25 protein-coding genes are annotated in these 21,679 nt (G+C 69.3%); 15 read left to right on the top strand and 10 right to left on the bottom strand.

The window, feature by feature from the left end:
- Positions 1–19: 19 nt before the first annotated feature.
- Together AB0P08_RS14335 and AB0P08_RS14330 are read left to right on the top strand one after the other, a co-directional pair.
- Positions 20–487, top strand: coding sequence for an Lrp/AsnC family transcriptional regulator (locus tag AB0P08_RS14335; protein ID WP_025102769.1), 468 nt, complete (start codon positions 20–22; stop codon positions 485–487).
- A 42-nt stretch (positions 488–529) separates the two neighbouring features.
- Positions 530–2,239: an AMP-binding protein gene (locus AB0P08_RS14330; protein ID WP_363590290.1), complete on the top strand. Its 1,710-nt coding sequence runs from the start codon at positions 530–532 to the stop codon at positions 2,237–2,239.
- A gap of 3 nt (positions 2,240–2,242) precedes the next feature.
- Here AB0P08_RS14330 and AB0P08_RS14325 read toward each other — a convergent pair whose 3' ends face one another.
- Both AB0P08_RS14325 and AB0P08_RS14320 read right to left on the bottom strand, forming a co-directional pair.
- Positions 2,243–2,644, bottom strand: coding sequence for a hypothetical protein (locus AB0P08_RS14325; RefSeq protein WP_144881698.1), 402 nt, complete (start codon positions 2,642–2,644; stop codon positions 2,243–2,245).
- Between the two features lie 113 nt (positions 2,645–2,757).
- Entirely contained in the window at positions 2,758–4,230 is a 1,473-nt protein-coding gene (locus AB0P08_RS14320) for an MATE family efflux transporter (RefSeq protein WP_025102772.1), read from the bottom strand.
- Positions 4,231–4,400: 170 nt separating this feature from the next.
- Here AB0P08_RS14320 and cycA point away from each other — a divergent pair, with 170 nt between their 5' ends.
- Positions 4,401–5,870, top strand: coding sequence for a D-serine/D-alanine/glycine transporter (cycA, locus tag AB0P08_RS14315; RefSeq protein WP_051582169.1), 1,470 nt, complete (start codon positions 4,401–4,403; stop codon positions 5,868–5,870).
- Positions 5,871–5,874: 4 nt separating this feature from the next.
- Here cycA and AB0P08_RS14310 read toward each other — a convergent pair whose 3' ends face one another.
- The 3 genes from AB0P08_RS14310 to AB0P08_RS14300 form a co-directional block, all read right to left on the bottom strand.
- Entirely contained in the window at positions 5,875–6,327 is a 453-nt protein-coding gene (locus AB0P08_RS14310) for a DUF2871 domain-containing protein (protein WP_247641578.1), read from the bottom strand.
- Between the two features lie 78 nt (positions 6,328–6,405).
- The gene (locus AB0P08_RS14305) at positions 6,406–7,029 is read right to left on the bottom strand and encodes a response regulator (protein WP_363590289.1); all 624 of its coding nucleotides are present in this window, start codon (positions 7,027–7,029) and stop codon (positions 6,406–6,408) included.
- Positions 7,026–8,270, bottom strand: a complete 1,245-nt coding sequence (locus AB0P08_RS14300) for a sensor histidine kinase (protein ID WP_363590288.1) — start codon at positions 8,268–8,270, stop codon at positions 7,026–7,028. The genes AB0P08_RS14305 and AB0P08_RS14300 overlap by 4 nt, the downstream gene beginning before the upstream one ends.
- A gap of 133 nt (positions 8,271–8,403) precedes the next feature.
- Between AB0P08_RS14300 and AB0P08_RS14295 the strand changes: the two genes are divergently transcribed.
- From AB0P08_RS14295 to AB0P08_RS14275, 5 genes are all read left to right on the top strand, one after another.
- A complete protein-coding gene (locus tag AB0P08_RS14295) occupies positions 8,404–9,057 on the top strand; it encodes an IMPACT family protein (RefSeq protein WP_363590287.1) in 654 nt (217 codons plus the stop codon).
- A gap of 64 nt (positions 9,058–9,121) precedes the next feature.
- On the top strand, positions 9,122–10,039 hold the full coding sequence (locus tag AB0P08_RS14290; RefSeq protein ID WP_363590286.1) for a J domain-containing protein: 918 nt from the start codon (positions 9,122–9,124) through the stop codon (positions 10,037–10,039).
- Between the two features lie 68 nt (positions 10,040–10,107).
- Positions 10,108–10,527, top strand: coding sequence for a Fur family transcriptional regulator (locus tag AB0P08_RS14285; protein ID WP_187662721.1), 420 nt, complete (start codon positions 10,108–10,110; stop codon positions 10,525–10,527).
- Positions 10,528–10,591: 64 nt separating this feature from the next.
- Positions 10,592–12,061 (top strand): catalase, encoded by a 1,470-nt coding sequence (locus AB0P08_RS14280; RefSeq protein ID WP_136052327.1) that lies wholly within the window; start codon positions 10,592–10,594, stop codon positions 12,059–12,061.
- A 108-nt stretch (positions 12,062–12,169) separates the two neighbouring features.
- Positions 12,170–12,970, top strand: a complete 801-nt coding sequence (locus AB0P08_RS14275; protein WP_363590285.1) for an alpha/beta fold hydrolase — start codon at positions 12,170–12,172, stop codon at positions 12,968–12,970.
- A gap of 87 nt (positions 12,971–13,057) precedes the next feature.
- Here the strand turns inward: AB0P08_RS14275 and msrA are convergent, their stop codons facing one another.
- From msrA to AB0P08_RS14260, 3 genes are all read right to left on the bottom strand, one after another.
- Entirely contained in the window at positions 13,058–13,600 is a 543-nt protein-coding gene (gene msrA / locus AB0P08_RS14270) for a peptide-methionine (S)-S-oxide reductase MsrA (protein ID WP_268776906.1), read from the bottom strand.
- Positions 13,597–14,064 (bottom strand): peptide-methionine (R)-S-oxide reductase MsrB, encoded by a 468-nt coding sequence (gene msrB / locus AB0P08_RS14265; protein WP_363590284.1) that lies wholly within the window; start codon positions 14,062–14,064, stop codon positions 13,597–13,599. The genes msrA and msrB overlap by 4 nt, the downstream gene beginning before the upstream one ends.
- A gap of 104 nt (positions 14,065–14,168) precedes the next feature.
- Complete coding sequence (locus AB0P08_RS14260; RefSeq protein WP_363590436.1) at positions 14,169–14,672, bottom strand: DUF4862 family protein; 504 nt, start codon at positions 14,670–14,672, stop codon at positions 14,169–14,171.
- 450 nt (positions 14,673–15,122) lie between these two features.
- Here AB0P08_RS14260 and AB0P08_RS14255 point away from each other — a divergent pair, with 450 nt between their 5' ends.
- Genes AB0P08_RS14255 through AB0P08_RS14245 form a run of 3 tightly spaced genes read left to right on the top strand, consistent with a single transcriptional unit; the run spans position 15,123 to position 17,035 of the window.
- The gene (locus tag AB0P08_RS14255; protein ID WP_363590283.1) at positions 15,123–15,650 is read left to right on the top strand and encodes a hypothetical protein; all 528 of its coding nucleotides are present in this window, start codon (positions 15,123–15,125) and stop codon (positions 15,648–15,650) included.
- Positions 15,640–16,407 (top strand): hypothetical protein, encoded by a 768-nt coding sequence (locus AB0P08_RS14250; RefSeq protein WP_363590282.1) that lies wholly within the window; start codon positions 15,640–15,642, stop codon positions 16,405–16,407. Before AB0P08_RS14255 ends, AB0P08_RS14250 begins: the two co-directional genes overlap by 11 nt.
- A 28-nt stretch (positions 16,408–16,435) precedes the next feature.
- Positions 16,436–17,035, top strand: coding sequence for a hypothetical protein (locus tag AB0P08_RS14245; RefSeq protein ID WP_363590281.1), 600 nt, complete (start codon positions 16,436–16,438; stop codon positions 17,033–17,035).
- Positions 17,036–17,062: 27 nt separating this feature from the next.
- Here the strand turns inward: AB0P08_RS14245 and AB0P08_RS14240 are convergent, their stop codons facing one another.
- Complete coding sequence (locus AB0P08_RS14240) at positions 17,063–17,368, bottom strand: PD-(D/E)XK nuclease domain-containing protein (RefSeq protein ID WP_363590280.1); 306 nt, start codon at positions 17,366–17,368, stop codon at positions 17,063–17,065.
- A 463-nt stretch (positions 17,369–17,831) separates the two neighbouring features.
- Here AB0P08_RS14240 and AB0P08_RS14235 point away from each other — a divergent pair, with 463 nt between their 5' ends.
- From AB0P08_RS14235 to AB0P08_RS14220, 4 genes are all read left to right on the top strand, one after another.
- A complete protein-coding gene (locus AB0P08_RS14235; RefSeq protein ID WP_187662724.1) occupies positions 17,832–18,749 on the top strand; it encodes a DUF808 domain-containing protein in 918 nt (305 codons plus the stop codon).
- 2 nt (positions 18,750–18,751) lie between these two features.
- Positions 18,752–19,279, top strand: coding sequence for a GNAT family N-acetyltransferase (locus AB0P08_RS14230; protein WP_363590279.1), 528 nt, complete (start codon positions 18,752–18,754; stop codon positions 19,277–19,279).
- Between the two features lie 2 nt (positions 19,280–19,281).
- Positions 19,282–19,989 carry a nicotinamide riboside transporter PnuC gene (gene pnuC / locus AB0P08_RS14225; protein WP_363590278.1) on the top strand — a complete coding sequence of 236 codons (708 nt, stop codon included), beginning with the start codon at positions 19,282–19,284 and terminating at the stop codon, positions 19,987–19,989.
- Between the two features lie 73 nt (positions 19,990–20,062).
- Complete coding sequence (locus AB0P08_RS14220; protein ID WP_363590277.1) at positions 20,063–21,427, top strand: LLM class flavin-dependent oxidoreductase; 1,365 nt, start codon at positions 20,063–20,065, stop codon at positions 21,425–21,427.
- A 70-nt stretch (positions 21,428–21,497) separates the two neighbouring features.
- Here AB0P08_RS14220 and AB0P08_RS14215 read toward each other — a convergent pair whose 3' ends face one another.
- On the bottom strand, positions 21,498–21,674 hold the full coding sequence (locus tag AB0P08_RS14215; RefSeq protein ID WP_025102796.1) for a hypothetical protein: 177 nt from the start codon (positions 21,672–21,674) through the stop codon (positions 21,498–21,500).
- Positions 21,675–21,679 lie beyond the last annotated feature (5 nt).

Genomic DNA, 21,679 nt, shown 5'->3' with positions numbered 1-21,679 from the left:
CCGTATCGAGGAGGGCACGTTGGCGAAAGCGCAACTCGACGAGATCGACCTGGAGCTGCTCGCCGCCCTGAGCCGCGATGCGGCCGTCACCAACAAGGCTCTGGCCCACCGCCTCGGACTCGCGGAATCCACCTGCGCCCACCGGATCCGCGGCCTGCGTGAGCGCGGAGTCATCCGCGACACGCGCGTCCGCCTCGACGGCTCCGCTCTCGGCTACCCCCTGCAGGCGATCATCAAGGTGCGCCTCGCGCATCACACTGGGCCCAAGGTCACGGCGCTCTTCGACGCGCTCGTCGCGATCCCCCGCGTGCTCCAGGTGTTCCACGTCGCCGGGGTGGACGACTTCCTCGTGCACGTGGCCGTCCAGGACGCGACCGCCCTCCGCGACATCGTGCTCGAGCACATCACCGTCCACCCCGTCGTCCGCGGCACCGAGACCCAGCTCGTGTTCGAGCTCCGCGACGGCACGGGTTTCCTCCCCCGCTGAACGAGGGGGCAGGATGGAGGGACGCCGTTGCAAAGGAGCACCATGAGCCGTCGTGCCACCCCCGCCACCGAAGCGATCCGCGGGATGAGGGACCTCCTCTTCACGCACGCCACGGACTACGACGCCGCGCGCCGCGAGTTCGCCTGGCCCGACCTGACCGCCTTCAACTTCGCGCTCGAGTGGTTCGACGTCGTCGCCGGGGAGAACCCCGACCGTCCGGCCGTGCAGATCGTCGAGGCCGACCTCAGCCTCCGCTCCTGGACGTACGGCGAGCTCTCCGCCCGGTCCGACCAGGTCGCCGCCTGGTTGCGCGGCCTCGGCATCGGCCGCGGCGATCACCTGATCGTCATGCTCAACAACACGATCGAGCTGTGGGAGGTGATGCTCGCGATCACGAAGCTGGGCGCGGTGTCGATCCCGACCTCGACGCTGCTGTCGGCCTCCGACCTCGCGTACCGGATCGAGCACGGCCGCGCCGGCGCCGTCGTCACCCTCGGCAGCCTGGCCGACCGCCTCGAGGGGATCGACCCCGCGGTGCTGCGCATCGGGGTCGGCGCGTCGCTGCCTGCGGACTGGAAGCGGTTCGCGGACGCCGCCGCCACCACCGAGGAGTTCGTTCCGGACGGCCCGACGCCCGCCGGCGACACGGCCCTGCTGTACTTCACGTCCGGCACGACGAACCGCCCGAAGCTCGTGCAGCACACCCACGTCTCCTACCCCGTCGGCCACCTCTCCACGATGTGGTGGCTCGGCGTGCGCCCGGACGACGTGCACCTCAACATCTCCTCCCCCGGGTGGGCCAAGCACGCCTGGTCGAGCTTCTACTCGCCGTTCCTGGCCGAGGCGACGGTGTTCGTCTACAACTACGACCGCTTCGACGCGAACACGCTCATGGAGGTCATGGACACCCACCACGTCTCGACGTTCTGCGCCCCGCCCACGGTCTGGCGCATGCTCCTCCAAGCCGACCTCTCCCGGCTCGCGCACCCTCCGCGCGAGCTCGTCGGCGCCGGCGAACCGCTGAACCCCGAGGTCATCGACCGGGTGCGCGAGGCGTGGGGCGGCACGATCCGCGACGGCTTCGGGCAGACGGAGATGACCGCCTGCATCGGCAACTCCCCGGGGCAGACGGTCAAGGTGGGATCGATGGGCCGTCCGCTGCCCGGGTACCCGGTCGTGCTGCTCGATCCGTCGACGGGCGAGGTCGTGGAGGACGAGGGCGAGATCGCGCTCGACCTCGCGCAGCCGCCGCTCGGCCTCATGGCGGGGTACTACGACGATCCGGAGAAGACCGCGGAGTCGCGGGCCGGGGGCTTCCATCACACCGGGGACATCGCCGTGCGCGACGCCGACGGCTACCTGACCTACATCGGACGCTCCGACGACGTGTTCAAGGCCTCCGACTACAAGATCTCGCCGTTCGAGCTCGAGTCCGTGCTGCTGGAGCACGACCTCGTCGTCGAAGCGGCCGTCATCCCCAGCCCCGACCCCACGCGCCTGGCGGTCCCGAAGGCGTACGTGTGCCTGACGCCGGACGCGGGCGCGGACGAGGCCGCCGCCGCGCGCGCCGTGTTCGGCTACGCGCACGAACGGCTGTCCTCGCACCTGTGGGTGCGGATCATCGAGTTCGTGCCCGAGCTGCCGAAGACGATCTCCGGGAAGATCCGCCGCGTCGAGCTGCGGGCACGCGAGAGCGCCCGCGTGGCCGCGGGCGACGAGGCGCGGCAGCACCGCGACCGCGACTACCGCTGAGCGCTAGGAGACGACGGCGACCGGCGCCGTGGGCGTCGCGGTCGAGCCGGTCTTGAGCGTGGCCGTCGTCGTGGTCGCCGGCGCCGGCTTCACGCGCGCGGCCCGGCGTCGCGACTCGAAGCCGCCGGCCGTGAGCATCGCGCGCACGATCCCGCCGATCACGAGCATGCCCACGAGCGACGCGCCCGCCGCGATCAGCGGAAGCCACTGGTTCGCGAAGCTCGCGGTGAAGCTCATCAGCGCGCACACGATCCACAGTCCGACCGCGCCGCCCGCGAGCCCCCCGGCTCCGCGGATGATCGCGATCGCTGCCACGATCGCGCAGACCGCGGCGAGCGCCGCACCCACGTATCCGATCGGTACCAGAATGGCGGCCAGGTCTCTGGCCACTCCCAATGTCGTCATGACGACCCCCCGTCCGGCGGAACCCCTCCGCACCTTCGACATTAGAAGTGTCTCTCCGGAAGGCCATCCGTCTCAAGTCCGATCCGGGTCATCCTTCCGGTGGATATCGCGGATCAGCGCCGGACCGGCCACCGCAGCCGGCGGGGGCGCACGACGCGGACCGGGCGGGTGACGACCGCGTCGACCACCATCGAGCCGTCGGTGGGACCGACGATCGCGATCGCGGAGGTCTCCGTGGCCTCGGCCGGGGCCACGGGTTGCGTCGCGAGCGCGCGATGCGCCTTGACGTAGGCCGGCACGAGGAGCACGATCGCGCCCACCCAGGCGAGCGGGTTGCTGAGGGCCACGCCGTCGAACCCGATCATCGCCCCGAGGACGACCGCGGCGACGACGCGCATCACGAGCTCGATCACGCCGGTGACCGTCGGCACCAGCGTGTGGCCGAGCCCCTGCAGCGCGCCGCGGAGCACGAAGAGCATGCCGAGCGCCCAGTAGCCGCAGCCGTTGATGATGAGCATGCGGTGCGCCATGTCGACGACGTCGTCCGAGCCGTCGCCGACGAACAGCCGGACCATCGGCGCGCCGAACGCGATGAGCAGCCCGCCGAGGACGATCGCCGCGGCGACCGCCATCCAGGTGGCCTCGACCACGCCGCGCCGGATGCGGTCGGGGCGGCGTCCACCGTGGTTCTGCGCCGCGTACATCGACACGGCGAGCCCGAGCGAGGAGAGCAGGGCGACCGCCAGGCTGTCCACGCGGGACGCCGTCGTGTAGGCCGCGACCGCGTCGGCGCCGAGCGTGTTGAGGGCGACCTGCACCGTGAGGGTCCCGATCGCGATGATCGAGGCTTGGAAGCCCATGGGGAGGCCGAGGCGCAGGTGGTCGGCGATGTCCGTGCGGGAGATGCGCCAGTCCGAACGACGCAGGTGCAACATGGGCAGCCGCCGGCGCACGAACTCCAGGCAGAGGATCACCGAGACGGCCTGTGCGACCACCGTGGCGAGCGCGGCACCCGCGACGCCCCACTCCAGCGGACCGACCATGAGCACGACGAGGCCGACGTTGAGCGCACAGGAGACCGTGAGGAACACCAGCGGGGTCTTCGAGTCGCCGATGGCGCGGATGATGGCGGAGAGGTAGTTGAAGAACATCGTCGCGCCCGCGCCGAGGAAACTGATCTGCGTGAACACCGTCGCCTCGGCCATGAGCTCGGGCGGCGTCTGCAGCAGCGCGAGGATCGGCCCGGCGATGAGCGGCGCGACCACCGTGAGGACCACGCTCGTGATGCCGCTGAGGAGCACGCCCGTGGCGACCGAGCGGCGCACGGCGGCGTCGTCGCGCGCACCGAAGGCCTGGGCGATGGGGATCGCGAAGCCGCTCGTGAGACCCCAGGCGAAGCCGAGGAGGAGGAAGAGCAGGCTGCCCGTCGCGCCGACGGCGGCGAGGGACTGGACGCCGAGATGGCGTCCGACGACGATCGCGTCGGCGAACTGGTAGAGCTGCTGCACGACGTTGCCGAGCAGCAGCGGGATCGAGAAGGCGAGGATGACGCGCCACGGACGGCCCGTGGTGAGGGTGGTGGCCATGAAGGAAGGGGCTCGCAGGGAAAGAGGGGATGGATCGGGGGTGCGCCCAGTTTATCGAATCGTTTCGGGCGAACGGAACACCCCGGGCCGGATTGCCGTCGCCGGGGCGTCGATTTCGGACGAGCGGGCCCCGGTGGTTACTCTGCATCAGTCGAGGACGACCGGAGGAGATGAGCGTGACGAAGGAAGACACGGGGGCCATCCGCCAGGGGCAGACCGCAGCCGGAGGCGAGGAGCACCTGCGGCGCGCGCTCAGCAACCGGCACATCCAGCTCCTCGCGATCGGCGGGGCGATCGGCACCGGCCTGTTCATGGGCAGCGGCAAGACGATCTCCGTCGCCGGCCCCTCGGTGATCTTCGTCTACATGATCATCGGGTTCATGCTGTTCTTCGTCATGCGGGCGATGGGCGAGCTGCTGCTGTCGAACCTCAAGTACAAGTCGTTCAGCGACTTCGCGAGCGACCTGCTCGGCCCGTGGGCGGGCTTCTTCACCGGCTGGACGTACTGGTTCTGCTGGGTGGTCACGGGCGTGGCCGACGTGATCGCGATCGCGGGGTACACCGATGCGCTCATCCCCGGCATCCCGCTGTGGATCCCGGGCCTCCTCGTGGTCGTGATCCTCCTGGCGCTCAACCTGCCCACCGTCGCGGCGTTCGGCGAGATGGAGTTCTGGTTCGCGCTCATCAAGATCGTCGCGATCGTCGCCCTCATCGTGACCGGTCTCGTCATGATCCTCACCGGCTTCTCGCACGACGCCGGCACCGCGAGCTTCGCCAACCTGTGGGAGCACGGCGGCATGTTCCCGCACGGCTTCCTCGGCTTCGTCGCCGGCTTCCAGATCGCGGTGTTCGCGTTCGTCGGGATCGAGCTCGTCGGCACCGCCGCCGCGGAGACGAAGGACCCGAAGCGCAACCTCCCGAAGGCCATCAACGCCATCCCGATCCGGGTCCTGCTGTTCTACGTGGGCGCGCTCATCATCCTCATGTCCGTCACGCCGTGGACCGAGTACGTCGCCGGCGAGAGCCCCTTCATCGCGATGTTCGCCCTCGCCGGACTCGGCATCGCCGCCACCGTCGTCAACCTCGTGGTGCTGACCTCCGCGATGTCCAGCGCGAACTCCGGCATCTACTCCACCTCGCGCATGGTCTTCGGGCTGGCGCAGGACGGCGACGCCCCCCGGTTCTTCGGCCGGCTCTCGAAGCGCCGCGTGCCGCAGAACGCCCTGTTCCTGTCCTGCATCCTGCTGCTGTCCGGCGTCGTGCTGCTCTACGCGGGCAAGGACATCGGCACGGCGTTCGAGATGGTCACCACGGTGTCGGCCGTGTGCTTCATGTTCGTGTGGACGATCTTCCTCTGCAGCTACCTCGTGTACCGGCGCCGTCGTCCGGAGAAGGCGGCGACCTCGGCATTCAAGATGCCGGGCGGCGTGTTCATGGTGTTCGTGGTGCTCGCGTTCTTCCTGTTCATCCTCTGGGCGCTGACCACCCAGCCGGACACCCTGATCGCGCTGCTCGTGACACCGATCTGGTTCGCGATCCTCATCGTCGCCTGGCTGTTCGTGCGGAAGTCGCCGCACCACCTGGAGCGCCACGCCGCGCACATCGCGTACCTGCGCGACGACACGATCCCGGCCGACTGAGGCGTCAGGCCACCGACTCGAGGGTCGCGGGCTGTGTGGCCGCGACCTTCGGGGCGAAGACACGGGGGCGGAGCGCGAGGAACAGCAGCACCATGCCGGCGGCGAGCAGCATGTGCCCCACGCCCGCGATGCCGGCGATCATCTTCGTGGACTCCTGGCCGAGCACCGTGAGGCAGCCGTGCCAGACGAGCATCGCCGAGGTCAGCACGAGCCCGGCGGTGTAGGTCCAGAAGAACCAGCCGAACAGGCGGCTCTCGGAGAGCGCGAACGCCTTCTCCAGGAGCATCACCACGAGGAAGACGACGAAGCCCAGCACGAGCAGATGCGTGTGCACGAGTCCGAGCTGCGTCGGCGCCCCCTCGGGGAAGCCGTTGATCTTGGTGAACTCGCGATAGAAGAGTCCGGAGGCGACGCCCACCAGCATGGAGGCGAACGCGGCGGTGAAGAGCCTGCGCATGGGAGTCCTTTCTGTCTGCCTCCAGCCTCGCCGTGGGACCGTCGTCGCGGATCCATCGAACGGTGGAGACCGCGGGCGTCAGAGCAGACCGGACTCCCTGGCGATCGCGACCGCCTTCGCGCGGCTGTCGGCCCCGAGCTTCTCGAAGACGTGCACGAGGTGGGTCTTCACCGTCGCCTCCGTGACGAACAGCGCCTTCGCGATCTCCCGGTTCGAGGCCCCGGTGTCGAGCAGCCGCAGCACGTCGAGCTCGCGCCCCGTGAGCTGCACCCGCGGGGCGCGGAGGGCGCGGCCGACGCGCGCCGTGAGCTCCGGCGTCAGCGCCTGCCCGCCCGATGCGGCCTGTCGCACGGCCCGGACGATGTCCTCCGGGGCGATGTCCTTGAGCAGATACCCCGCCGCCCCTGCCTCGATCGCGCCGAGGATCTGGGCGTCGCGGTCGAATGTCGTGAGGATGAGCACCGCCGGCGCCGGGTCAAGCGCCCGGAGCGCCGCCGTCGTCTGCACGCCGTCCATGCCCGCCCCCAGCCGCAGATCGCAGAGGACGACGTCGGGACGGAGGTGCCGGGCGAGCACGACCGCCTCCTCCCCCGACGCGGCCTCACCCACGACCTCGGCGTCGTCGTGGCGGTCGAACAGCGAGCGCACGCCGGCGCGCACGATGGGGTGGTCGTCGACGAGCAGGATCCGCACGGGGGTCACGACCGGCCTCCGAGGGGCAGGTGGGCGGACAGCGCGGTGCCGTCGCCGGGGGCGCTCTCCACATCGAGACCGCCGCCGAGCTCGCGCAGCCGGGCGCGCATCGCCCGCAGGCCGTAACCGCCGCCGGGCCCCGCCGACTCCAGTCGGGACGGGTCGAAGCCGCGACCGTCGTCGACCACGTCCAGCCGCACCGCGTCGCCGGCGTCCGCGAGCGTCACCACGACGCGAGTGGCGCCGGCGTGGCTGCGCACATTGGCGAGCGCGGACTGGGCCGTCCGCAGCAGGGCGACCTCGGCATCGAGGCCGAGTGCGGGCAGATCCTCGTCGGCATGGAAGGTGGCCGCGATCCCGGTCTCGGCGGTCAGGCGCTCGAGCATCCGGGCGAGGGCGTCGCTCAGCGCGGAGCCGTCCAGCTCGGCGGGCATGAGGTCGTCGACGATGCGTCGGGCGTCGGCGAGCCCTTCCGCGGCGAGCGCCCCGATCTGCCCGAGCACCCGATCCCGGCCGTCCTCGTGCTCGGCCGCTGACCGCGCCAGCAGGACGATGGACGACAGGCTCTGGGCGACCGTGTCGTGGATGTCCCGCGACACCCTGGTGCGCTCGGCGGCGGCGCCGGATTCCCGCTGGGTCCGGGCGAGCTCGTCCTGGAGGGCCGCCATCTCCTGCTGCGTCGCGACGAGGGAGGCGATGAGTCGCCGCCGCTGCCGCCCGTCGCGGACGAGTTCCAGGTAGCCGCGGGAGATCCCGAGGGCGAAGATGCCCCCCACCAGCGGCCCGATCACGTTCGCGTAGGTGGTCGTCCCGGTGTGCAGCAGCGGCGCGACGATCACGACGGCGAGGACGAGGAGGCTCAGCGGTACGGCCCATCGCAGCCGCAACAGGAAGCCGGCGAGCAGCCACAGCGAGAACGCGAGCCAGACGAATTCCGGCGACAGCGCCACCGCCCCCAGCCAGATGGCCGTGAGCCCCAGCAGCCAGCCGGTGGCGAGCGCCCGGTCGTCCGTCCGGGAGGAGAGCAGGAGCCCGCCGCCGTACCAGCCGAGGAAGGCGAGGGCGGTCGCGAGCAGCCACGGCACCGGGACCCCGTCGGCGAGGGAGCGGACGACACCGACGACGGTGAGCACGACCGTGATGACGGCCTGCCCGATCCGGAGCGACGTGACCAGGCGCCCCCAGGAGCGCGTGCGTGCTCCCGTCCGCCCTCCGGGGAGGTCGGGCTCGGCGGTGTCTCCGGTCGGCATGCTGACATTCTCGTCCGCCGGGCCACAGCCCGCCTCCATCGTTCGGTCGAGCCGGTTCGAATCGCGCGATTGGCGGCATCCGGCCCGGATTCGGGACCAATCAGGCGATTCGAACGGAGGTATCGTGGGGCCGATGTCGACACCGCACCCGTTCCCGGCGACGATCGCGGCGGCCGTCGACCACGAGCTCGTCATCCGCAAGTCGCGCTTCCTCACGCACGTCGCGCCGGTGTCGACGGTGGCCGAAGCCGAAGGCGTCATCGCGACGATCCGGAAGCGCGCCTGGGACGCGAACCACAACTGCACCGCGATGGTGACCGGCCTGCACGGGGATCAGGCGCGCTCCTCGGATGACGGCGAGCCCTCCGGCACGGCCGGCGTCCCGATGCTCGAGGTCCTCCGGCGCCGCGGCCTCACGGACGTCGTCGCGGTGGTGACCCGGTACTTCGGCGGGGTGAAGCTCGGGGCGGGCGGCCTCATCCGCGCCTACTCCACGGCGGTGTCCGAGACGCTCGACCGTGCTTCACTCGTCCGACGCGAGGCGCTCACCCAGGCGACCGTCGAGGTCCCGCACGCCGACGCCGGCCGCTACGACAACCTGCTCCGCGACTGGGCGGCGTCGCACGGGGCCACGCTCGGCACTCCGACCTACAGGGCCTCCGCGCACCTCGAGCTGTGGGTGCCCGCCGCCGCGCTGCCGCGTCTGACCGCCGACCTCGCCGCCGCGTCCGGGGGCGCCGTCGCCCCGGTGGCCGGGATCGAGCGGATCGTCGACGTCGCGGACTGAGGCTCCCGGCGGCCGCACACCGTCCGCCGGATATCCTGGACGCCGCGGTCGCGGAAGGAGAGCGATGTTCGACAGTCCGCTCTCGGCCTCGCCGTACGAGGTCCTCGGCGTGGATCCGGCCGTCGACGACGCCGAACTCCGGCGGGCGTATCGGCTGCGACTGCGGCAGACCCACCCCGACACCGGCGGCGACGCGGCCGTGTTCATCCAGGTCCAGCGCGCGTGGGAGCTCATCGGCACCGCGGAGGACCGCGCCGCGTACGACCGCCGCGCGGGCCTGACCGACGACGGCGGCGAATGGAGCGGCTGGCGCCCGCAGACCGTGCGCACCGACACCCGGCCGCGCGCCCGCTCCTACGGACACCCCGGCGGCTGGCGCCGCGAACGCTACCTCTCCCTGATCCGCGAGTGGGCGGGTCACGGGGTCGAGGTCCCCGATCCGTACGCCCCGGCCCTCGTCCGCGCCGCCCCGCGGGAGCTCCGGCGGCTGCTCGCCGACGCGCTCGCGGAGGAGGCCACGGCCCGCACGGTCTCCGATCTCGGCATGGGCTTCACGGTCTGGCACGACGTCGCCGCCGGACAGACCCCCGAGGACAAGCTCGACCACGTGGTGCTCAGTCCCTCCGGCCTCTACGGCGTCATGTCCGAGGACTTCGGCGGGGTCGTGGGGTTCCGCCGCGGGGAGATCACCGGCCCGAGCCTCGGCACCCGCGCCCCGGTCACGGCGGCTCTCGCCCGGATGCGCGCGGTGGCGAAGGCCGCGAAGGTGAAGTTCGGAGGCGCGATCGTGGTGCTCCCCGACGACGACCTCGCCCAGGCGGTCACTCCGCTCGGCAGCAGTCGCGGCGTCCCGGTCGTGGTGGTCCGACGCAGCGCGCTGGCGATGGTGCTGCGGCAGGGCGTCCCCGGGGCGCGGGCCATCGGCGGCAACGAGCTGTTCGATGTCCGCACCCGTCTCCAGCAGACGGTCCGCTTCGTTTGAGTCCGCGACGCGCCCGGCATCCCGGCATGCTCTTTTGAATCACTCAAAACACGTGTAGAGTCGAGGGCATGGAGACGGAACTCGACTCGGCGTTGCGCGACGCCGGGCTGCGTGCGACTGCGGGCCGCGTCGCCGTTCTCGAGGCTCTCGGCTCCATGGCCCACACGGATGCGGAGCGGGTCTACCGCGCCGTGTCCGACGTGCTTCCGACCACGTCGATCCAGTCGGTGCACAACATCCTCGCGGACCTGACGACGGCGGGCCTCATCCGCCGGATCGAACCGGCAGGCTCCGCGGCGCTGTACGAACGGCGCATCGACGACAACCACCACCACATCGTCTGCACCTCCTGCGGTGCGGTCGGCGATGTGGACTGCGTCGTCGGCGAGGCGCCGTGTCTCACCCCGTCCTCGACGGGGGGCTTCACCGTGCAGACAGCTGAAGTCACCTTCTGGGGCCTCTGCCCCAGCTGCCAGAACGCCGCGTAGGCGCATCCACCGATCCCCTCCCCGAGGGTCCGTTCGGCATGTCCGCGCGGAGAAGGAGAAGACCATGACCAACCCCACCGACGCGGGCCGTCCGGCCACGACGACGCAGGCCGGAGCGCCGATCGCGAGCGACACCCACTCGCTGACCGTGGGCCCCGACGGCCCCACCGCGCTGCACGACCACTACCTGGTCGAGAAGCTCGCCTCCTTCAACCGCGAGCGTGTGCCGGAGCGCAACCCGCACGCCAAGGGCGGCGGCGCGTTCGGAGAGTTCGTCGTCACCGAGGACGTCTCGAAGTACACCCGCGCGGCCGTGTTCCAGCCGGGCGCCACCTCGGAGACCCTCCTCCGCTTCTCCTCCGTCGCCGGCGAGCAGGGCTCCCCCGACACCTGGCGCGACGTGCGCGGGTTCTCGCTGCGCTTCTACACGACCGAGGGCAACCTCGACATCGTCGGCAACAACACCCCGACGTTCTTCCTCCGCGACGCCATCAAGTTCCCCGACTTCATCCACTCGCAGAAGCGCCTCGGCGACTCGGGCCTGCGCGACGCGGACATGCAGTGGGACTTCTGGACCCTCTCGCCGGAGAGCGCCCACCAGGTCACCTACCTCATGGGCGAGCGCGGCCTCCCCCGCAGCTGGCGTCACATGAACGGCTACGGCTCGCACACCTACTCCTGGATCAACGCCGAGGGCGAGGTGTTCTGGGTCAAGTACCACTTCATCTCCCACCAGGGCGTCGAAGCGATGAGCCCGGAGGAGGCCGAGCAGCTGGCCGGTTCCGACGCGGACCACTACCGTCGCGACCTGTTCCAGTCGATCGACGGCGGCGACTTCCCGAAGTGGGACCTGTACGTGCAGATCATGCCGTACGACGAGGCGAAGGACTACCGCTTCAACCCGTTCGACCTCACCAAGACGATCTCGAAGAAGGACTACCCGCGCATCAAGGTCGGCACGCTGACCCTCAACCGCAACCCGGAGAACTTCTTCGCGCAGATCGAGCAGGCCGGCTTCGCGCCGGGGAACCAGGTGCCCGGTACCGGCATCTCCCCCGACAAGATGCTGATGGGCCGGATGTTCGCCTACCCGGACGCCCAGCGTCACCGCATCGGCGCGAACTACAACCAGCTGCCGGTGAACCAGCCGCACGCCGCCGAGACCCGCAACTACCAGCACGAGGGCTCGATGCGGTATCAGTACAACGACGCCGCGCACCGCACCTACCAGCCGAACTCCTTCGGGACCCCCGGTGGCCCCGAGGCCGACCCGGCCAAGGGCATCGAGGTGAACTGGTCGGCGGACGGCGAGCTCACCCGCTCCGCCGCGACGCTGCACGCCGAGGACGACGACTTCGGTCAGGCCGGCACGCTGTACCGCGAGGTCTTCGACGGCCCGCAGCGCGCCCGCTTCCTGGAGGTGCTGACCGGTCAGGGCCGTTCGATCACGGTCGACGCCATCCGCGAGCGCTTCTTCCAGTACTGGACGAACGTCGACGCCGAACTCGGCGCCGCTCTCCGCGACCGCGTCTGACCCGAGACCCCGGGTTCTCCTCGAAACCCCCTCCCCGCGACACCGCGGGGAGGGGGTTTCGGCGTGTAACCGGGGTCTCGGCGTCGACGTCAGGGCCAAGATGGTGGGGTGGCTGTTTCCCTCTCCGACCTCACCGAGATGCCCGACCCGCAGCACGTCTACGCGGCGGACGGCACACGATTGGCGACGTACACGTGGGGGGAGCTCGATGCCCCGGTCGTGGTGACCGTGCACGGCTTCGCCTCCGGCGCGCGCGACAACTGGGTCCTGACCGGCTGGGTGCGCGAGCTGACCAGGGCCGGGTACCGCGTGCTCGCACTCGACCAGCGGGGCCACGGGCAGAGCGACAAGCCGCATGAGTCCGACGCCTACGCCATCCGCAACCTCGTGACCGACGTCGAGACCGTCATGGACACATACCTCGTCGACGACGCGTTCTACCTCGGCTACTCGCTCGGCGCGCGGGTGGGGTGGGAAGTGGCCCGTGAGCTCCCGCATCGGATCGGCCGGGCGGTCCTGGGCGGTGTTCCCGACGGCATCCCCCTCGCGCGTCTCCACCTCGACCAGGTGCGCGCGTACATCGCGGACGGCACCTCGGTGGAGGACCGCACGACGCAGAACTACATCGCGCTGACCGAGCGGGTGCCCGGGAACGATCTGCGTGCGCTCGTCGCGCTGGCCGAGGGGCTGCGGGGCTCCGGCACGATCGACCCCGATCCCGCGGACGCCCCGGTCGTGCCGCTGCTGTTCGCGACGGGATCGAAGGACGCGATCATCGAGGGCTCCCGGGCACTGGCCGCGGCGGCTCCCGATGCCCGCTTCGTCGAGCTCCCGAACCGCCACCACTTCAACGCCCCCGGCTCCCGCGACTTCAAGGAGGCCGCGCTCGCGTTCTTCGCCGAGTCCTGAGCCCGCCGAGACCCCGTCTTCGCGCCGAAACCCCCTCCCGCACGCGTGTGCAGGAGGGGGTTTCGGCGCGAAAGCGGGGTCTCGGGATCAGGCGGTGGCGTCCTCACGCTTCGGGAGGACCCAGCCGGCGCGGGGGAAGTGACACGTGTAGCCGTTCGGGTACTTGATCAGGTAGTCCTGGTGCTCGGGCTCGGCCTCCCAGAACGGACCGGCGGGCTCGATCGTCGTGACGGCCTTCGCCGGCCACAGGCCGGAGGCGTCGACATCGGCGATCGTGTCCCGGGCGACCTGCTCCTGCTCGGGAGTGAGCGGGAAGATCGCCGACCGGTAGCTCGACCCGATGTCGTTGCCCTGCCGGTTCAACGTCGACGGGTCGTGGATCTGGAAGAAGAACGCCAGGATGTCGCGATAGGTCGTCGCACTCGGGTCGAACACGATCTCCACGGCCTCCGCGTGACCGGGGTGGTTGCGATAGGTCGCGTGGTCGTTCTCCCCGCCCGTATAGCCCACACGGGTGTCGATGACACCGGGCTGGCGGCGGATGAGGTCTTCCATGCCCCAGAAGCAGCCGCCCGCGAGGACGGCCGTCTCGGTCCCGGGGGTGCGGGTGATGGTTCCGGTGTCGGTCATGACTGCTCCTCAGAGGTGTGGGTGGTGAAGAGGGGGCTGTAGCGACCGTACCCCTCCTTCTCGAGATCCTCCGCCGGGATGAAGCGGAGGGCCGCCGAGTTCATGCAGTAGCGCAGGCCGCCCTCGGCGCGGGGTCCGTCGTCGAAGACGTGTCCCAGGTGGCTGTCGGCTCCGGAGGACCGCGCCTCGGTGCGGGTCATCCACAGCGTGCGGTCGGTCTTCGTGGTCACGGCCTCGGCGTCGATCGGACGCGTGAAGCTCGGCCAGCCGGTGCCGCTGTCGTACTTGTCTCGCGAGGAGAACAGCGGCTGCCCGGAGACGACGTCGACGTAGATGCCGTCGTCGTGGGTGTTCCAGTAGGCGTTGCGGAAGGGCGGCTCGGTGGCGTCCTGCTGCGTGACCTCGTACTGCAGGTTCGTGAGACCGCTGACGGCCTCGGGGGTCCTGCCGTAGTCGTTCGACATGAGTGGCTCCTTGTCCGACGCCGCTGGCTGCGGCGTCACAGAGGAGAACCACGGGAGCCCGGCTTTTGGTCCCGCGGGGCTGGGAGCGGGCTGGGAGTTTCCGCTCAGCCCGCGTCCCGGACGACGGCGAGGTTCCGTTCCGCGGTGCGGACGATCTCCCCGACCGTGCGATCCTCCGGCCGCCGCGCGACCTTGAGGCCCAGCCAGGGCACATCGCCCGCGGCGCGGAGCCCCGCGCGGACGTGCGCCCCGTCGAGCAGCGACGCGGACGCGGGATGGGTCTCCGCGACGGGCAGGTGCGCGTCCACCCAGGCGGGGCCGTACGGACTCTCCACCGGCGCGGCCCCGGAGAACGCGAGGCCGGTCAGCAGCCCCGAGGCCGCCGCGTCGGCGATCTGCGCGGTCACCGCGTCCGCATCCCGCAGCTCGATCGCCGACCGCCCCCAGTTGAGCCAGAGGCCGACCGGGGCGCCGGTGGACCGGATGGCCGCGATCTCGGCAGCGAGCGGGAGGAATCCCTTCTCCGATGCATGACCGGGGACGGCGGCGTCGCAGTGCTCAAGAGATTGAGCCCGTTCGACGAGTCGCCTTCCTCGCGCCGCGTTGATGTAGATGCCCGCTGGAATCGAGTGAATCTCTTTAGGCGGCCTTTACGTTTGTGAAGCGCGACAGTCTGCCCGCAAAGCCCTGGTCAGGAGGGATAAGGTGGTCGCACAGCGCGCTGATAGTAGAGGACACCGCATATTGCACTTCACGGACTGCATGTTTTCTGAGCCTAGGATGCGAACTGATCGCGCGCAGAAGCCTTGGAAGCACTGGCATCCGGCCGGATTTGAAAGGCTTGATGCGCCGATGACCGATGAACATGAGCCATTGACTCGTCACGGACTTCAGGGCTCTGACTCCTCTAAATGTCTTTGTCTACGCCGAAATCCGAACCCTCAGGAGGGTAAGTACCCGTTGGACGAGTGTCGACCGAGAAAAACATCTCAGTTATCCGTGACATCGACTGGAGTTATGTGGTACTGTTCCCTCGACCTGAGACCCGGGAGGAAACCATGAGCACCGACAACGCCGATCTGGAGATCACCGCGATGGGAGCTATTTCATCTGCACTCTCACCGCTGGAGCCGGACCAGCAGGCCCGCGTGTTGCGCTGGGCCGTCGACCGATTCTCGGTTCGTGATCTCAAGACCAGAGCGGGTTCGACTCCTGTCTTCGACGATACTGCGGTTGAACCCGCTCCGGAAGCGACTGGCCGGGTCTACAACTCGATCGACGAGCTGTTCGAGTCCGGGGTCGCGAAGACCAACATGCACAAGGCTCTGCTCGCGGCGTACTGGTTCCAGGTCGTCCAGGGTGGCGGTACCTTCCAGTCGTTCACGCTGAATGCCGCGCTCAAGAACATGGGCCAGGGCATTCCGAACATCACCGACGCCCTGGGATCCGCCGAGGTGCAGAAGCCGGCTCTCGTGATGCAGACCAGCAAGACTGGAAAGACTCGCCAGGCCCGCAAGACCTACAAGCTCACGACGGCCGGCGTAAAGGCGGTCGAGGCGATGCTTGCCGACGGCGATGTCGATTGATCCGACGACCGCGTTCGCGGCACTCCCCCCGACGCTGGCGCAGGATCTGCTCGACGCTTACGCGGAGATCGTGACGAACTACGCCGAGCATCGGTGGGAGCCAGCCGAACTCAACGGGGGCAAGCTCTGCGAGGCGGTTTACTCGATCGTCGAGGGGTATCTGACGGGCACATACTCTACCCGCGCAAGCAAGCCTCAGAACATGCCCGCAGCATGTCTCGCGCTTGAGAGGACTTTTCCAAAGGCTCCGCGGTCACCTCGCATCCAGATTCCGCGGATGATCGTCGCCCTCTACGAGATCCGCAATAATCGCGGTGTCGGGCACGCGGGCGGCGACGTCAACCCGAACCAGATGGATGCCACCGCGGTGCTGTACATGAGCAAGTGGCTCATGGCTGAACTCGTCCGCCTCCTCCACGGACTGACCACAGAGCAGGCGAGCGAGGTCGTCGAAGCGCTCGTTGAGCGCGAGATCAGCCTGGTGTGGAAGTGGGGCGAGAAGCGTCGTGTTCTCCGCACAGGACTGACCCTCAAGCAGCAGGTGCTGCTCCTGCTCGCGGGCGTCACCGAGGCGACTGAGGCCGAGCTCGTCGCATGGCTCGAACACAAGCGGCCCAACGACCTCCGGAAGGCCGTGCTGCGCCCGATGCACAAGGACAAGCTGGTCGACTTCGACGAGACGACCAAGGTCATCCGACTCCTCCCGCCCGGAGTTGAGGCGGCAGAGAAGCTCATTCATTCCCTCTCGAAGTCGTAATCCGAGTCAACAAATGGAGGATCCGACGATGGACGACACCGAGTTCGATACGCGGCTGGACCGCCTTACGCGGGCAGCCGACGTGGTCAACGCACTGCCGAAGCAGTTGCAGGCGAGCGCCTTCCAGTACCTGATCGGTGGCGTCGAAGTCGCTACTGCAGCCGCACCGTTCAAGAGCGCACCACCCGCGGAGCAGGCCTCGACGGACAGCCCAGCCGAGGATGTCACTGCGGACTCGAACGGCAACGGCGCCGCCCGAAAGTCCCGCCGCGGCGCGCCCAAGTCCAACAAGGCTGCTCCGCAGGACAGGGATATCAACCTCTTCCCTGATGACAAGACTTCGTTCACTGACTTCGCTGTGGAGAAGTCTCCACGGACCATGGACGAGAAGTATGCGGTCGCCGTTTATTGGATACTGCGGGTGGCGGAACTCCCTACTGCCACGGTTGCTCAGGTTGTCTCGTGCTTCATCGCGGCTGATTGGAGCCTTCCCAGCCAGGTCGCGAACGCTGCTTCGCAGTCGCGCAAGGCGGGTTACCTGAGTAGCGCGAAGGCCGAAGACCTACAGCTGACCTCGATCGGGATCAACCTCGTGAACAAGCAGCTGCCTCGTCCGGTTACCAAGTAGGGCACGAGGGGTGACTGGTCTCGCGGTCTAATGGGGCCACTCCACCACGAGAGTGTCGCGCGGATGCCCGCTGATCGATCCGCCGAGGTCGCTCTCGAACCCAGGCGGGTTGACAATCGTGTTGGCGAGGTCATAGACAACGAACACCAAGCGGTGCACGTAGGGGCGCTTCAGGTAGGTCTCGTTGTCATGAATGATCTCCTTCGACACCTGGGTGTTCTTTCGTCCCGGGTAGGTCACCTTCACCTCGACCGCTGTCTGAACCTCCGGAAGCACGAAGTCGGGTGTCGACGGAGCCCCTCCGTGGCTCAGCGCGCTCCTCGGGACGCACATCGTCGTAGACAAACCGGAGCGCCATTTCCGCTGAGTCTTGAAGGTCGTACTCCGACTTCATCAGTAGTGACGTCTGGTCGGTCCTTCGCACTCCGACCAATGGTTTCGGTGATGCTGGCACCCGCCGAAGGCTTGAGAGTTGGCGCTCGTGCGTGGGCGGCGCTTGTCACGTCGTATCGGGCCGAACGAATCCTGGGACTAGGGCGGGTGCAGCGGTCGGGATCGGTGCCGGCGGAGCGGTGAGTGTCGTGACTGGGCCGGGTACAGGCGACGACATCCGCCGGACGGCCAAGGCACGGCGACATGCTCGACGCCGCCCGCTCCGGCGACGTCGCCCGGTATCGCCAGGCCGTCATCGAGCACTACCAGCCGCTGCAGCGGGTGCTGGCGACCGCGGAGGACGTGCGGGCCTGAGCCCGGAAGTCGGTAGTCTGACTTTCCCACCCACGGAAAGAGGACCCGCATGTCCGTTGGACTGCTCGCCGTCGTCGACGACATCCTGAGCGCCGCGATGAAGGCGTCGGCGAAGGCTGCGGGAGTCGTCATCGACGACGCCGCCGTGACGCCGCAGTACGTGCAGGGCATCACGCCGGCCCGCGAACTCCCCGTGGTCGGCAAGATCGCCCTCGGGTCGCTGGTGAACAAGTTCGTCATCATCATCCCCATCGCGCTACTGCTCACGGCGTTCGCGCCGTGGGTGCTCCCCTACCTGCTGATCCTCGGCGGCTCGTACCTGTGCTTCGAGGGGGCGGAGAAGGTGCTCGAGTGGTTCGGGGTGCAGCACGGCCATGCGGACGAGGGTGCCCGCGACGAGAGGAAGCTCGTGCTCGGCGCCGTCCGCACCGACCTCATCCTCTCGACCGAGATCATGCTCATCTCCCTCGCCAGCCTCGACAAGGGGCTCGGCATCTGGTCCACCCTGGCGATCCTCGCCGTGATCGCGCTGGTCATGACCGTCGCGGTGTACGGCGCCGTGGCGCTCCTGGTGAAGATCGACGACATCGGCCTGAAGATGGCGAAGAACCCCGTGCAGCGCGTGCGGCACACCGGCACGCGTATCGTCCGGTCGATGCCCGCGGTCTTCCGCTTCATCAGCGTGCTCGGCACCGTCGCGATGCTCTGGGTCGGCGGGCACCTCGTCCTCATCAACCTCGGCGAGGTCGGGCTGCACGCGCCGGCCGACGTGCTCCATGCGGTCGAGCACGCGCTGGAGCCCCTCGGCGGCTTCGTGGTGTGGGTGGTCGACACCATCATCTCCGCCATCGCCGGTCTCATCTGGGGTCTCGTGATCGTCGGCGCCGTCCTCGGCATCGCGAAGGTCTTCGGCAAGAAGCCGAGCTTCCACGAGGGCGAGGCCTCCCCCGCCGACATCCACGTCTGACGATGACCGCCGTGCACCTCAGGGCCGCCGAGAGCGACGACCTCGACACGATCACCGAGATCCACAACCACGCCGTCCTGCACACGACCGCGATCTGGAACGAGGAGGCGGTGGATCGCGCCGACCGGGAAGCCTGGCTCGCCGACCGGACCGCGCGCGGCTACCCCGTGATCGTCGCCGCCGACGACAGCGGGGTGGTGGGCTATGCGTCCTACGCCCAGTGGCGCCCGCACAGCGGCTACCGCCTGACCGTCGAGCACTCCGTCTACGTGCGCGGCGATCAGCGCGGACGCGGCATCGGCACGCTCCTCATGACAGAGCTCATCGCCCGGGCTCGGGCAGCCGGGATGCACGTGATGATCGGCGGGGTGGAGAGCGGCAACACCGCCTCCATCGCCCTGCACGAACGCCTCGGGTTCCGCGAGGTGGGTCGCATGCCGCAGGTCGGTGCGAAGTTCGGCCGCTGGCTCGACCTCAGCATGCTGCAGCTCGTGCTCGACGACCGCCCCACCCCCGACGCGGCGCTCTAGCGATGGGCTTCCTGCAGTGGCTCGTCGACGCCTTCTCCTCGTCCTGGGTGCTGCCTGGCGGGCAGACCCTCCTGGTGCGGGAGGTCGTCGGGAACGCGTTCGGACTCGCGAGCGCCCTCGGCGGCATGCGGCGCAAGGTCTGGGCGTGGCCGGTCGGCATCGTCGGCAACCTCCTGCTGCTCACGGTGTTCCTCGGATCCGCGCTGAGCCCCGACCCGTCGCTCCCGCATCTCCTCGGTCAGGCCGGGCGGCAGATCATGTTCATCGCCGTCGCGATCTACGGGTGGATCCGCTGGCGGAATGCCGACGGCGGTCGCATCGTGCCGCGGTGGGCGCCGGCCGGGGCCCGCGTCGGTCTGGTCGTCGTCCTCGTCGTCGGGACCGTGGCGCTCACCCCCCTGTTCCGTGCCCTCGGTTCGTGGGAACCGGTCTGGGCCGACGCCTGGACCTTCGTCGGGTCACTGCTCGCGACCTACGGCATGGCGAAGGGCTGGACCGAGTTCTGGCTCATCTGGATCGCCGTGGACGTGGTGGGGGTGCCGCTGCTGTTCAGCTCCGGCTACTACGCGACCGGCCTCATGTACGTCTTTTACGGCGTGTTCACGGCGGTCGGGTTCGTGATCTGGTGGCGAGCGCAGCGACAGGCCGCGCGCCCGATCGAGATCCTCCCTCCCGACCCGAGCCCCCGCCGTCCGGACGACGAGGCCTGACCGGCGTCGCGATTGTTTCGGTGCGTGTCGCCGTCGCTCGCCCCGATGCCGCCCGGTCCCGTTTCATGGGGGCATGACCCGGCAGATCCGTTTCAACGCCTTCGACATGAACTGCGTCGCCCATCAGTCGTCCGGCCTGTGGCGGCACCCCGACGACCGGTCGCGCCAGTACAACACGATCTCGTACTGGACCGACCTGGCGAAGCTGCTGGAGAGCGCGACCTTCGACGGCATCTTCATCGCCGACGTCCTGGGCACCTACGACGTCTACGGCGGCACGAACGAGGCCGCCATCCGCAACGGCGCCCAGGTGCCGGTGAACGACCCGATCCTCCTTGTCAGCGCGATGGCCGCGGTGACCGAGCATCTCGGCTTCGGCGTCACGGCCGGCACCGCGTTCGAGCACCCCTACCCGTTCGCTCGACGACTCAGCACGCTCGATCACCTCACCCAGGGCCGCGTCGGCTGGAACGTCGTGACCGGCTATCTGCCCAGCGCCGCCCGGAACATGGGGCAGGAGGACCAGCTCGCGCATGACGACCGCTACGACCACGCGGACGAGTACGTCGAGGTGCTCTACAAGCTCTGGGAGGGGTCGTGGGAGGACGACGCGGTGGTGGAGGACCGCGAGCGCGGCATCTTCACCGACCCGTCGAAGGTGCACCCGATCCGGCACGAGGGGAAGCACTTCTCCGTGCCCGGCATCCACATCTCGGAGCCGTCGCCGCAGCGCACTCCGGTGATCTACCAGGCCGGCGCCAGCCCGCGCGGGGTGCGGTTCGCGGCGGAGAACGCCGAGGCCATCTTCGTCGCGGCGCCGTCGAAGGAGGTGCTCGCCGGCACCGTGAAGCGCATCCGCGACGCTCTCGAGGCGGCGGGGCGCGACCGGTACGACGCCCGGATCTACACCCTGCTCACTGTCATCACCGCCGCGACGAGCGAGGAGGCGGCTGCGAAGCACGCCGAGTACCTCTCCTACGCGAGCCCGGAGGGGGCGCTCACCTTCATGTCGGGGTGGATGGGCGTCGACCTGTCGCAGTACGCCGAGGACGAGCCGGTGGGGAACGTCGAGTCGAACGCGATCCAGTCGGTGCTGCAGCACCTCAAGGAGGAGGCCGACCTCGGTCGCGAGTGGACGGTGGGCGACTTCGGCCGCCACAACGCGATCGGCGGGCTCGGCCCGACGATCGTCGGCTCCGGGGTCGAGATCGCCGACGAGCTGCAGTCGTGGGTCGAGGAGACCGACATCGACGGCTTCAATCTCGCGTACGCCGTCACCCCCGGCACCTGGCAGGACGTCATCGAGCACGTCATCCCGGTGCTGCGCGAGCGCGGCGCCTACCCCGAGGAGTACGTGGCCGGCACGCTCCGCCACAAGCTGCACGGCCGCGGCGACCGGGTCCAGCCCACGCACCGCGCCGCCCAGTACCGCCTCTGACCCCGTTCGAATCGCCCGCTTTGCTGCAAATCCGGTCGGTTTGGCGCAAAGTGGGCGATTCGAAGGCAGGTCAGTCGGCGTCGCGGGTGAAGAGGCTCCGCAGCACGAGGAAGACCACCACGGCGACGACCGCGACGATGGCGAGCTTCGCGATGAACCAGAGCACCGAGAACAGCGCGCTGACGATCCACCACGCGATCACGACGGCGAGGATGACGCCGAGGACGGTCCAGATGTTCTTGGTCATGCCTC

The organism is Microbacterium meiriae (assembly GCF_040686935.1).
Taxonomy (GTDB): domain Bacteria; phylum Actinomycetota; class Actinomycetes; order Actinomycetales; family Microbacteriaceae; genus Microbacterium; species Microbacterium meiriae.
Note: the sequence above shows the minus strand (reverse complement) of the source record. Positions and strands in the feature narration are given on the sequence as shown.